This is a genomic window from Candidatus Thiosymbion oneisti (genome assembly GCF_900092655.1).
In the GTDB taxonomy this organism is placed as follows: domain Bacteria; phylum Pseudomonadota; class Gammaproteobacteria; order Chromatiales; family Chromatiaceae; genus Thiosymbion; species Thiosymbion oneisti.
Genome location: NZ_FLUY01001193.1, coordinates 1 through 12,401 on the forward strand (window position 1 = coordinate 1; position 12,401 = coordinate 12,401).

12 protein-coding genes and 2 pseudogenes are annotated in these 12,401 nt (G+C 59.7%); all 14 read right to left on the reverse strand.

Features of this window, described 5'->3' with window-relative positions; all coding sequences use genetic code 11:
- A partial coding sequence (locus tag BQ17_RS12055) for a DUF29 domain-containing protein (protein WP_256091565.1) occupies nt 1-441 on the reverse strand: 441 nt, incomplete at its 3' end.
- A 37-nt stretch (nt 442-478) separates the two neighbouring features.
- Nucleotides 479-1,344 (reverse strand): annotated as a pseudogene (locus tag BQ17_RS24200) (Rpn family recombination-promoting nuclease/putative transposase).
- 36 nt (nt 1,345-1,380) lie between these two features.
- Complete coding sequence (locus BQ17_RS12065; RefSeq protein WP_089727386.1) at nt 1,381-1,665, reverse strand: hypothetical protein; 285 nt, start codon at nt 1,663-1,665, stop codon at nt 1,381-1,383.
- A gap of 74 nt (nt 1,666-1,739) precedes the next feature.
- Nucleotides 1,740-2,129 (reverse strand): type II toxin-antitoxin system VapC family toxin, encoded by a 390-nt coding sequence (locus BQ17_RS12070; protein ID WP_218068249.1) that lies wholly within the window; start codon nt 2,127-2,129, stop codon nt 1,740-1,742.
- Nucleotides 2,126-2,362: a hypothetical protein gene (locus BQ17_RS12075; RefSeq protein ID WP_089727391.1), complete on the reverse strand. Its 237-nt coding sequence runs from the start codon at nt 2,360-2,362 to the stop codon at nt 2,126-2,128. The genes BQ17_RS12070 and BQ17_RS12075 overlap by 4 nt, the downstream gene beginning before the upstream one ends.
- A 71-nt stretch (nt 2,363-2,433) precedes the next feature.
- Nucleotides 2,434-3,333, reverse strand: coding sequence for a CoB--CoM heterodisulfide reductase iron-sulfur subunit B family protein (locus BQ17_RS12080; RefSeq protein ID WP_089727393.1), 900 nt, complete (start codon nt 3,331-3,333; stop codon nt 2,434-2,436).
- A gap of 10 nt (nt 3,334-3,343) precedes the next feature.
- The gene (locus BQ17_RS12085; RefSeq protein WP_089727395.1) at nt 3,344-3,610 is read right to left on the reverse strand and encodes a hypothetical protein; all 267 of its coding nucleotides are present in this window, start codon (nt 3,608-3,610) and stop codon (nt 3,344-3,346) included.
- A 13-nt stretch (nt 3,611-3,623) separates the two neighbouring features.
- On the reverse strand, nt 3,624-4,229 hold the full coding sequence (locus BQ17_RS12090; protein ID WP_089727397.1) for a 4Fe-4S dicluster domain-containing protein: 606 nt from the start codon (nt 4,227-4,229) through the stop codon (nt 3,624-3,626).
- 348 nt (nt 4,230-4,577) lie between these two features.
- Nucleotides 4,578-6,902: a hydrogenase iron-sulfur subunit gene (locus tag BQ17_RS12095; protein ID WP_089727399.1), complete on the reverse strand. Its 2,325-nt coding sequence runs from the start codon at nt 6,900-6,902 to the stop codon at nt 4,578-4,580.
- A gap of 4 nt (nt 6,903-6,906) precedes the next feature.
- Nucleotides 6,907-8,202 carry a CoB--CoM heterodisulfide reductase iron-sulfur subunit A family protein gene (locus BQ17_RS12100; protein ID WP_089727401.1) on the reverse strand — a complete coding sequence of 432 codons (1,296 nt, stop codon included), beginning with the start codon at nt 8,200-8,202 and terminating at the stop codon, nt 6,907-6,909.
- A gap of 450 nt (nt 8,203-8,652) precedes the next feature.
- Nucleotides 8,653-9,318 (reverse strand): metal-dependent hydrolase, encoded by a 666-nt coding sequence (locus BQ17_RS12105; RefSeq protein ID WP_089727403.1) that lies wholly within the window; start codon nt 9,316-9,318, stop codon nt 8,653-8,655.
- Between the two features lie 415 nt (nt 9,319-9,733).
- Complete coding sequence (sohB, locus tag BQ17_RS12110) at nt 9,734-10,729, reverse strand: protease SohB (RefSeq protein ID WP_089727405.1); 996 nt, start codon at nt 10,727-10,729, stop codon at nt 9,734-9,736.
- A gap of 31 nt (nt 10,730-10,760) precedes the next feature.
- Complete coding sequence (locus tag BQ17_RS12115; protein ID WP_089727407.1) at nt 10,761-11,600, reverse strand: thymidylate synthase; 840 nt, start codon at nt 11,598-11,600, stop codon at nt 10,761-10,763.
- Between the two features lie 560 nt (nt 11,601-12,160).
- Nucleotides 12,161-12,401 (reverse strand): annotated as a pseudogene (locus BQ17_RS12120) (glutamine--fructose-6-phosphate transaminase (isomerizing)); the annotation flags it as partial.

Consider the following 12,401-nt stretch of genomic DNA (forward strand, 5'->3'; position numbering starts at 1 on the left):
CTCCTGATTCAGGATTTCGCTCGGTTCCCAAGGGCAGATTTCCGGAAAGTCGGAGAGGCCGGTCTCTTCGGCCGCTTGGGCCGTGGCGTCGTCCCACACGCCGGTCCACCAATCGGACTCGGCGAGCTTGGGGCGCAGGCTTGGCGTTTCCTTCAACCGCCGGACGATACCGCGACGCTGGTTGCGGATGGTGATTTGCCAGCTTGCGCCGCGGCGTCCCGGTTGCTTCTGCCACTTGAGGAGGTGCGCCAGCAATCGCGTCATGCGGCTGACCAGCTCCCGCTGTTCGCTTTTGCCCACGTCTTCGATCTCCTCGGCCAAATGCTCCGTATCCAGTTGGTCGAACTGGCCCGCGCGTAGCAGACTTGCCTGTTCCGTGGCCCAGGCAATTACGTCTTCTTCGTAACGTGTGGCGCTTGTCATTTCGCGTACAGTTTGCATCGAGGTTTGGCCTTCGACGAACCTCGCTTATTCGGGGTTATAACTTCTCGATTTCTTCTATTGGTAAGCCAGTACTTCGAGAAATCATCTTAGGTGGTATATTTTGTCGTTTCAACTTCCCAGCGATCGTGATTTTCTCTTCTCTTCTGCCCTTTTCCATACCCTTTTCTATACCCTCTTCTCTCGCGGTATCGATTGAGTTCTTCAAATCACGATAAATCTTCAAGCTTTCTTCATATTCGCTGTATTCTTTATCGTTGAACTTCACGATTTCCGCCTGTTCAAAGAGCTTGTTAAAGATGCTTTCCTGTAACTTCGCAGGTCTGTCCGTCAGGTTCTCGAGATTCTTCAGTACATAAAGCCAGTTGTCGAAGTGGGTTTCCAATTCGTCGACCGTTTTGGTGAATTTCGGCATTTCCAGATAAATATAGGTCAATTTGTCATAGAAGACCGCTTGCACGCTCTTGTCGAATAATTGCACTTCGTGATGAAAGACTTGGTCGTTACCCTTATCTTCGTCGAAGACGAAATCCAAGATGCCAACAGTGTAAACCGATTTCGATTCAAAATCCAACCCCCCTTTTGGGCTTGATTCTGAATCGGAAATGTCGAATAATAAATACTTCTGTCTTTAAAATAATTCTGCTTTGCCTGCTGCGTCTCGACGATGAATTTTTCACCCTGTGCGTTCTCACAATAAATGTCGAAGATGGCCTTCCTCTCACCACTGGTTCTCCCGAGTTGTTCCGGTGAAAGGTAAGTAATGTCCCTGATTTCTCCTTCATCTCTACGCAGCAGTTCATTGAGAAAATCGATAAGCAGATCTTTATTCGGCTCGATGCCGAATAATTTCTTGAAACCAAAATCCGTAAAAGGATTCAGGTATTTGTCTTTAACTCGCATGTCTAGCTCCGATTTATTGAAAGTCTTGGGGCAGACTCACAGCACTTGGAGCGTGACCGGATCGACTTCGGATTCGGCGCGGAAGCGCATGTAGGGCCAGCGCTCGATGTGTGTCTCTGAAAGCGCGGTTGAAATCCAGCTTCTCGTGGCTTTCATGTGCTCCGGAAAGTCCACGGATTCGACTTCACTGTCCCCGACGATGGCCCAGATCCAGACCGCCGGATCGCCATCCAGGTCTTCATTGAACTCAAAGTGGAAATTCTTGACGAATTCGGGTTGGTTCTTGAGTAGCTGGGATTTGAGTCGCTCTATGTCTGTCATGATGGCAAGCTCAGTAGTTAGATGCCAGTACGAAAAAAGCCCGCTCGTGGTTTGTTCCCCGACCGCGAGGAGCGTTATTGGTACATTTTCAACGTCAAATCGTCGATGAAAACGAAGTCTCGACGGTTCTTGGTCGCGAGAGGAATGCGAAGACCAATTGCTGTCGCTGCGATCAGGCAATCAGCAATCATTAAGCCATGACTAAGACGATATTCCCGAAACAAAGTCATGGCGATGTTGCTGATCGCGCCATCGATATCGATGCGAAGGTAGCGTTGAGTAAAGGCTTCGGTGGAGGCGAGCTCACGCTTGCTGCAACAGCCGGCGTACAGCTCCAGTACGGTTACCAGGCTGATGCCGGGTGTTCCCTGACGCTCAAGGTCGTCCAAGAATCTTATGGCCGGATCGAGATTTCGGGAAACGTCGATCAGGATATCGGTATCGACCAGGACATGGGGAGTCATTGATGCCATTCGTTACCGCGCAGTGCGCGAACCCACGCAGTACTGTCCGCTAGGTCTTCTCGATCCGCCCACATACCGATAAAGGGTTCATCCCGAAGGGCCAATCGGCGTCTTTCGCCCACGGTAACGCTCGTGGGCGGGCGACTACTCAGAAACTCGATGAAGTCCAGCACCGTGGCCTGTTTCTCTTCCGAGAGGGCGCTCAATTTTTCAACGGCAGTATGGAGATTCATGGCAGGCTCACTTAAGTACAAAAAAGGCCCGCTGTGCGGGCCTTTTAGTTTAGCAGAACGTCGAGCGGTTGCTATTTTGCTGCAAGCTCATCCAGCTTCTTGGCCCGGATGATCTGCCCGTCGAGGGCCGCGTCCTTAGCGTTGCGGCCATAGGCCACCGCCATGAGGTTCGAGTAATAGACCACCGGCATGTTGAACTTGGTGCCATAGGTGGCGTTGATGTCGGGCTGGTAGACCTCCACGTTCATCTGGCACACGGGACAGGGGGTGGCGATCATGTCGGCGCCGTGGTCATAGGCCGCCTCGATGATGCCCTTGACCATCTCCTGGGATTTCTCGGGCTCGGAGAAGGCGAGCGCACCGCCACAGCACTGGACCTTCTTTTCGTAGCCGGGGATGGATTCCCCGCCCAGGGTGTCGATCATTTTATCCAGATAGACGGGGTTCTCGAAGGATTCACCGACGATGCCGAAGGGGCGGTTGGTCTGACAGCCTACGTAGCTGGCGATTTTGATGCCTGCCAGGGGTTTTTTGACCTTGGCGCCCATTTCCTCATAGCCGATGTCTTCGATCAGGACCTCGACCATGTGTTTGATGGGGGTCTGGTTCTTGAGTGCGAGATCGGCCTCGGCCAGGGCCTGGTTGGCCTCGGCCATCAGACCGGCGTCTTCTTCCAGGCGTTCGGCGGCCTCGCGGGTGGAGAGCCAGCAGGCGGCGCAGGTGGCGACCAGGTCTTGCCCCGCATGGTGCTTTTCGGACAGGGCGATGTTGCGTGCCGAGAGGGTGAGGCGGGGCAGCTCGCCACCACCGGCGTAGCCGATGGAGGCGGCGCAGCAGTTCCAGTCCGGGATTTCGTTGAGCTGGATGTCCAACTCCTCGCACATGGTCCGGACCGAGGTCATGAGGTTAGAGGAGGAGGCACCCTTCTGGGAAGAGCACCCGGGATAGAAAGCGTATTCGCGTTTCGCCATGGCTGGGGTCCTATGGGAGTTTGAGCAAGATCGCAATCAACGCGGAGAACAGGGCGACGGCCAGACCGACTATCCACTTGATGATCTTACCTTCGAGGGCGACGAGCCTAGCATCTATGCGCGTCTCCAGATTGATCAGGTCCTGCTTGGTGGCCAGCTCCTCGAGCCGTGCTTCTTCTACCTGACGCAGGGCCTTGGACAGTACATGGGCCTGGTCCTCGGTGAAGGAGGACTTGAGCTCGTCGAACAATTCGAGTGTATCAAGTGCGCGTGCCATGTCGGGTTGGCTATCAGCCGCCGGGTTGCGCGATGCGGGCGTCTTCCAGCTCGGTGGCCTTCTTGATCGCTTGCTGGAATCCGCTCAGGTCTTCGACCGTGTGACCGCCCATGATTTCCTTGGGGTTCATGCGCTTGGCTTTGAGCATGTTCATGCCGAGCTTCTGGTTTTTCATGGCGACCTTGATGCCTTCGCCGAAGCCGTTCATGAAGTAGAGGCTCAGGCCCAGCTTGAACTCGTTGACCCGCCCCTTGGTCATGAGGTTGTCCCAGAACTTCTGGGCGAACTTGGCGGTGGGCTGATTGGCGGGCACTAGACCTTGGCGTTTGGCGTAGTGGGCTAGGCCGTGCATGATGTGGGTGATAGGAAGCTCCCGCGGACAGCGCACGATGCAGTTGTAGCAGGAGGTGCACATCCACATGGAATCCGATCCCAGGACTTGGTCGCGCTGGCCGGCGCGGATCATCATGAAGAGCTCCTGGGGTGGGTGGTCCCAGAATTTCCCCAGCGGGCAGGAACCGGAGCACACGCCACACTGCATGCACATCTTCACCCACTCGCCTTCCTCGACATTCGCCTCGACTTCCTTGAGGAAGCTGTTGCGATAGTTTTCGATCATCGCTCGATCTCCGTAATTCTCTTGAACCGCAAAGGCGCGAAGTACGCAAAGGTATTTATTTTCGGTAGTGGTAAATTTTCAAGTGGTTAGCCCGCAGGCTGGATCGAGGGACGAAGCCCAGCTATCTATGCCGGGTTTCGTCCCTCAACCCAGCCTATTTTTTGATCCCCTCTCCCCAACCCCTCTCCCGGCGGGAGAGGGGCTTTTGCGACATCCTCACAGGGAGAGGGGGACAGCTCGGGGCGTGTCCAGCACACTGCCACCGGCGATGCTTCCACTTAAACCTTAACCGCTACCTCCATTTTCGACCCCGATGCGTTCTTTGCGCCTAGGCGGTTCCAATTCAATTCAGAACTTGAACGGGCTCATGCCGATCTTTTCCACGGTCTCGGCCATGTCGTTGATCAGCTGGGGCGCACGCTTGGTATCGGTGATGGCGACCTCGTAGACGGCGACCCGCTCCGGCTCCAGGTTCAGGGACTGGAGGGTATCGCCGACCTTGCTCAAACGCTCGGCGGCGATGGCCGATCCGCGCACGAAGTGACATTGGTAGTCGTCGTCGCGGCGGCAGCCCATGAGCACGATGCCGTCGTAACCGCTGTTGAGGGCGTCCGTGATCCAGGACAGGCTCACCGAACCCAGGCAACGGACCGGAATGACGCGCGCCCAAGGGGTGAGTTCCAGTTCCGCTCCCGAGTTGGCGGCCTGGGCGGCCATGTCCAGGGCCGGGTAGGCGTCGTTTTCGCAGGCCAGGGCCAGGATGCGGGGTTTCTCCTCGAACTCGTCGGGGATCTCCACGTTCTTCAGCTGTTGGCCCACGGTGTCGATGGAGTAGTTCTCGAAGGAGATCACGCGCACCGGACAGGCGCCCATGCAGGTCCCGCAGCGCCGGCAGCGGGACTCGTTGAACAGGGGGTATTTCTCTTCGTCCTCGTTGATGGCACCGAAGGGGCATTCCACCGTGCAGCGCTTGCACTGGGTGCAGCCTTCCTTGCGGAAGCTCGGGTAGCTGAGATCACCGACCCGCGGATGAACGGCGCGGCCCTGGCCGGCGTTTTCGACCGCCTGGATGGCCTTCATGGTGGCACCGGCGGCGTCCTCCACGGCTTGCTTCATGTCCATAGGACGGCGCACGGGACCGGCGGCATAGATGCCGGTGCGACGGGTCTCATAGGGGAAGCAGATGAAGTGGGAGTCGACGAAGCCGTGCTTGAGCTGGGGTAGGTCGGTGCCCTGACGGTAGTCCAGGTTGAGGATGGACGGCGGGGCGTTTTCCAGGATGGCCTGGGCCTTGGCCTTTTCCTCCTCGTCCTCGGCCTCTTCGACCGCCAGCTGGGCGTAGGGGTCCGGACCCACGTTGGGCACCTGGCCGGTAGCCAGTACCACCAGGTCGCAGTCCAGCTCCGTGTCTTCATCCAGGATCAGGTCCTTGAACTTGACCTTGAGTCCGCCGTTGGCGGCGACTTCGGAGGCCTTGCCCTTGGAGAAGGTGACCATGGCCTGTTGCGCCGAGCGGTAGAAATCTTCTCCCGCGGCGCCGGGGGTGCGCAGGTCGTCGAACAGGATGGTGGCATCGCAATCCGCGTTCTGCGCCTTGAAGTACATGGCCTGCTTGATGGACTCGGTGCAGCAGAAGCCGGAGCAGTAGGGCAGATGGCCTTCTTTCTCCGAACGCTGCCCGGCGCACTGGATGAAGGCGACGGATTGGATCTCCTTACCGTCAGAGGGGCGCTTGATGGGGCCGCCGGCGGCCTCTTTGGCCAGCTTTTCCAGCTCAAAGCCGGTGACCACGTCCGGGGTCTTGCCATAGGCGAATTCGGGCAGCCGGTTGGCGTCAAAGGGTTTGTAATCGCTGGCCTGGATGATGGCGCCCACGTTCTCGGTGCCCACATTCTCGGTAGTAGCGCCGCCGGATTCGGTGCCGATGTCTACCGAGAAGCGTCCCGGCGCGCCGGAGGTCTTGGTGACCTTGGCGTTCAAATGGACGCTGATCTTGTCGTTGGTCTCGATCTCGGCGGCCAGGGCCTCGATGCCAGGGTCTTCCGGCTGGGGCAGATCCAGGTCGCGGCCATGGGGGACGTCCTTGGCTGCGGCGCGGAAGGGTACCCGCTGGTAGAGATCCGTCCAGACCCCACCCAGCTTGGCCTCTTCCGCTACCAGATGCACCGGGTAACCCGCCGTGGCCGCCTCGACGGCCGCGGTCATGCCGGTGACGCCGCCGCCCACCACCAGCAGGGTCTTGTTGAGCGCCTGCTCGCCGGAAGCGGCGGGCGCGGTCATGTACTTGACCTCGGCGCAGGCCATGCGGATGTAATCGTCCGCCATCTCCTGCGTGGTCTCCTGGTTGTCGTCGTGCTCCTCACTGGTTTGGGGCCGCAGCCAGATGACGCCCTCGCGCAGGTTGGCGCGGGACAAAGCGACCTCGGGGAAGTTGAAGGCCTCCACCTTGGCGCGGCGCGAGCAGGCGGCGATCATCAGGTGGGTGATGCCCTGGTTGGCGATGTCGTCGCGGATCATCCGGACCGCTTCTTTGCTGCACAGCATCTGGTGCTGTTTGACCTCGGCCAGCTTGCCGTCCTGCTTGGCGGTGGTCTCGAGCTGACCCGCGTCCAGGCGCTCGCCGATGCCGCAGCCGGTGCAGATGTAGCCGGCGAATTTCTTCTCGTCTGCCATGTTCTTAGCCCTCCACTCCGGCGGCGCCGTTGATGGTCTGGATGGCGCGCAGCGCCGCTCCGGTGGCGTGCTGGACGGCACGGTTCACGTCGAGGGCGTCGGATGCGCAGCCGGCGGCGAAGACCCCTCCATGATCGTTCGCACCTTGGGGTCCGGCCTCGATAAAGCCCTCACGGTTGATCCGGATGTCCACCGGGAAATCGTCCTGGTCCACGGACGGCTCCATGCCGATAGCCAGGACCACCAGGTCATGCGTGTCCTCGAAGCGTTTGTAGCCTTCGGTGTCCACGCCGTGGACCACCGGGTTGCCGTCCTTGTCTGCCACCACGGCGGCGGGCTTGGATTTGATGAACTTGACCTGCTCGATCCCTTTGACCTTCTGGTAAAAATCCTCGAAACGGTCGATGGCGCGGATATCGATGTAGTAGACGCTGATGTCGGCGTCCTCGCCGTAGGCATCGCTCACATAGGTGCACTGCTTGAGGGAGGCCATGCAGCAGATGCGTGAGCAGTGCAACAAATAGTTGCGGTCACGGGAGCCGGCGCACTGGATGAAGGCAACCTTCTTGGCTTCCTTGCCGTCGGAGGGGCGCACCAATTTGCCGCCGGTGGGACCGGACGGGTCGGCCATGCGCTCGAATTCGACCGAGGTGATGACGTTGGCGATGCGATCATAACCGTAGGGCTGGATCTTGGCTGCATCGTAGGGGCGCCATCCCGTGGCCCAGATCACCGCGCCGCAGGGGAAATCGAGGGTTTCCTCGGTCATGCCCAGGTCGACGGCGTCGTACTTGCAGGCGTCCTTCGCCTTTTGGGCGTCGTCGGTGCCGATGATGGCCGGGTCCAGCACATAGCGCTGGGGATGGGCCATGTGGTAGGGGAGATAGGCCCCCTTGCGCTTGCCGAGGCCGTAGTTGTACTCGTCGTCGAACTCGGCCGCGACGGCCTTTTCACACTCGCCGCAGGCGGTGCAGTTCTCGTTGATGTAACGCGGGGAGAGCTTGACGGATGCGGTGTAGTTTCCCTTCTCCCCCTTGATGTCCGTCACCTCTGCCATGGTGAGCACCCGCAGGTTGGGATTCATCTTGGCACGGCGCTGGTTGATCTCCAGACCACAGGTGGGGAAGCACAGCTTGGGGAAGTATTTGTAGAGCTGGGAGACGCGCCCACCCAGATAGGGGCGCTTCTCAACCAGCACCACCTGTTTCCCGGTTTCGGCGGCCTCCAGCGCTGCGGTCATGCCGCTGATGCCACCACCGACTACCAGGATGGTCTCGTTGGTTGCGACGACTTCCGTCATGGACTTTCCTCCATCTTCGCGGAATGGTTCTGGCGAAAAAACCAGCGTGATTTCCGAATGGGAGCGGGCTGGGTTGTTCGGTGAAGCGGGGCGCAAGCCCACACCTATATCAGAATTTGTTAAGATACCTATCTTCCCCCTTCGCTGCCATAGCTCGGACGGGTTGGAGGCCGTGTATTTTCAGATGAGATGATGTACGTCAGGTTGCACCCTGGCGGAGTCCTAGCCGGGTGAATGCGTGTACATCGCTTCTGAAACCAAGGCCCTGGCGGATCGCTTTTCCTTAGAAGCTGTCTGGTTAAAAGCAATCCTGAATGATTTGGTGTTGTCTGGAGGGAAAAGATCCCTCCTGCGTCGGGACAGGGTTTGATGTGTTGCGTTCGACGCCCAAAGGCTCGCTGATCGTCTGCCAGGTCAGTGCCGGCGTCTTAGCGCTGTCGGGTCCGGCGATCAACCCAGAGGCAATGTCCTGATAGCTTCAATAACCGGCGCAACGGTCGGGGCCAGGTAGACAAGCGCGAGTGTGCCTAGGAACATGGCCATGGATGCGATGGGCGAGGCGATGCTGAAGGGCTTGAGGGCCGTGCCGAAGGAACGCTTCATGCGGTGATTGAGCAGATCCACGCCGGCAATCTCATCGAGGCACAAATGGGTCAGGTACCCAAGTGCTACGAAGCTCCCCGCCAACCAGGAGTCCCAGGCCGAGACCCCGACCAGATGGTAGGCGATATCGGCCGTCGCCGAGGTAACGAAGGCCACGGCGAGCCAGGAGTGCCATACCCCCCGGTGCACGGTAAAACGGCAAAAAATCTCGAACAGACCGAAACGCACCAGGAGGAACACCGCGCCCCAAAGCAACATGCGCTCGACGGGCGCAATGCCGTCCACCAGTGAAAAGGTGACGAGAAACGCTGCCGTGACCCCGAGCAGGATGAACATCATACGGAGCGGGGTCGAGTTGTCCGCATCGATGTCCGGCAGCAATCCACCGACCACCCCCAGCATGAACAGCACGGGGATTTGGCCGGGACCCGCCCATCCGAGGCTATCCACTCCCAGCCCGGCGGCAGCGCTCACCACTACGCCGCCATAGAGATGTCCACGAAAGCTCGCCATCGACAACCCGTCCGCGCTTGATCGACCTGCTTGGTACCTACCCGCGGCAAGTAGACGCTAACAATCCTGAATGATTTGGCGCTGTTTGGGGGACCGGACGTGTTGCGTTGCGACGCTCAAAGGCTCGCTGATCGCCTGCCAGGTCGGTGCCAGCGTCTTAACGCAACCTACACCCACATTATCCCCCGCACGGTCTGCCCGCGCGGAGCCTTGCTTGTAGGTTGTGTCAGCCGCACGGGGAAACGCCTGGGGGAGCACGGCGTAACGCAACCCGACGCTGTCGATGACGGCAAACCGATTCCGACCGATTTGCGTTCATTCGCGTTCATTTGCGGCAGAAAAAGCATTCCCGACGGAAGAACCGGATCGATGTGATCGGTACTTGGGCACTGCTGTACTTAGGGTCTGTTGACATTCAACGTCCGAACCAGGCCCTCGGCACACTGCCCTGCACGGCCGCCAGCAATCGCTCCAGCGGCCGTTTGTGGGCCGTATAGGCGACCAGATAGAGATCCGCCTCGGCGCCCGCCTCCAGCAGGTAATCGTCACTCGTCTTGATCGCATCCACCAGGCCCAGGTCCAGGGCCTGGATGCCCTGCCAATATTCGCCGGTGGCCACCCGGCCCAGATCGACGTCCGGCCGATACTCCCGGATAAAGTCCTTGAACAGCCTATGGGTGTCCTCGAGCTGCTCGCGCACCTTTTCCCGATCCGCGTCCGTATTCTCGCCGAACAGGGTCAGGGTCCGCTTGTACTCGCCGGCCGCGTGCAGCTCGAAATCCACGCCGCGGCGCTCCAGCAGACGGTGGAAGTTGGGAAGCTGCATCACCACGCCGATGGAGCCCACCGCGGCGAAGGGCGCTGCGATGATGTGGTCGGCCACACAGGCCATCAGATAACCGCCACTGGCGGCCACCTTGTCCACCGCCACCGTCAGGCGGACCTTGCTGCCGCGCACGCGCGCCAATTGGGAGGCTGCCAACCCATGCTCGGCCAGGACCCCGCCGGCGTTTTCGAGCCGCACCAGAAGCTCATCGCCCTCTTCCGCCTCCATCAGCACACAGGTAATGAGCTCCCGTAGGGAGGCGACCTCGGTGGCCTTGATATCGCCATGAAAATCGATCACAAAGATCCGCCGGCGTTTCCCCTCTGCCGCCTGGTCACGCCGCTTACGCGCCTTGCGCTCCTCTTTCAGCGCCTTGAGGGCCGCCTTTTTGGGTAACGAGGCCTGCTTCAGGACCCGCGCCATGTCCCGGTACTTACCATTGAGGTCGATCACCTCGAGCCGATCCCCGTCCACGTGGAACCTGCCGCGGGCGCGCATCAGGGCCATCAGCAGGGCACCGATTAACAAGACGAGGGTCAGGGTTTTGGCGAGGAAGAGTCCATAGTCGACCAGGGCTTGGATCACGGGCGGGACCTCCGGCAGGATAGTTCGGTGTTCATACGGCGATGGGGGCGCGGATCATTGGATGGGGATCGTAACCCTCGAACCGGAAATCCTCCAACTCATAGTCGAACAGGGATTTCGGGAGCCGACGGATCGACAAGTGCGGCAAGGGGCGCGGCTCACGCCGTAGCTGCTCGTAGACGATGTCCCGGGTGAGGTGATTGCGGTACAGGTGCAGATCGCCGAAGCTGTGCACGAAATCCCCCACCCCCAGGCCGCACTGGTGCGCGATCATGTGGGTAAGCAGGGAATAGCTGGCGATATTGAAGGGGACGCCCAGAAACAGATCGGCGCTGCGTTGATAGAGCTGGCAAGAGAGCCGCCCGTCCTGCACATAGAACTGGAACAGGCAGTGACAAGGGGCCAGGGCCATACGGCCACGGGCGACGTTCGCTTGGGGCGATAGGCCGTCCAGTGGGAGCTCGGCCGGGTTCCAGGCGGATACCAGCAGACGGCGCGAATCGGGATTGGTGCGGATACCGGCGACCACCTGGGAAATCTGGTCGATGGTGGCGCCGTCGAGACCGGCCCAACTCCGCCACTGGCGGCCATAGATAGGTCCGAGCGCCCCGTCCGCGTCCGCCCATTCGTCCCAGATACTCACCCCCCTCGCCTGCAGCCAGCGATTATCCGTGGACCCGGCGAGGAACCACAAGAGCTCGTAGATGACACTGCGCAGATGGATCTTCTTGGTCGTGACCAGGGGAAAACCCTGGGCGAGATCGAACCGTACCTGACGTCCGAATACCGAGCGCGTGCCCACCCCGGTACGGTCCGATTTCTCGGCACCATTGGCGATAACATCGCGGAGCAGATCGAGATATTGCCGCATGGGATGGCTATTGTCACGGATCGAAGGACCTAAATGTTACCATCCTAATCTGTTCGGCGTTATTTGGCGTTGCCTGAGCGGGCGTCGTGTTGGGTTACGGCGCGTTCAGGACGACAGCGTACCCGACTGAACACCGAATGTTAGGCTACACTCAAAGCGGGGTCCGCGCGGGCCAGCTACGCGGGGGGTAATGTGGGTGTAGGTTGCGTTAAGACGCTGGCACTGACCTGGCAGACGATCAGCGAACCTGTGTGCGTCGAACGCAACACGTCAAACTTGTCCCGACGCAGGAGGGATATCAGGTCCCGTGTGATTATATACCTAGAAGGAGCTATCCTCTGTTGCAAGCGAGAGCGGTTTTACGCCTGTTCCCCCAAACGTTTTCGCGCGCGGCTAACGCAACCTACGCGCCAAGCGAGGGCCGCGCGGGGATAAGGTTGCATTAAGACGCCGCCACCGGTGCCACAGGAGATCAGCGGGCCTTTAAACGTCGGGTAGTGGTTAATTTCTAAGTTGTAACATGACCAATGGCAGTGGCCGCTATGCCCCCTCAGGACTGCTTATTCGACGGTCACGGATTTGGCCAGATTCCGCGGCTGGTCCACGTCGGTGCCCTTGAGCACGGCCACGTGGTAGGCCAGGAGCTGGAGCGGGATGGTGAAGAGCAAGGGGGCGATGAGGCTCTCTGCCTGGGGGAGCTTGATGACGGTCATGCCTCGCCCTGCGGTCATGGTGACGCGGTCGTCGGCGAACACGAAGAGCGCGCCGCCGCGGGCCCGGACCTCCTCGAGGTTGGACTTG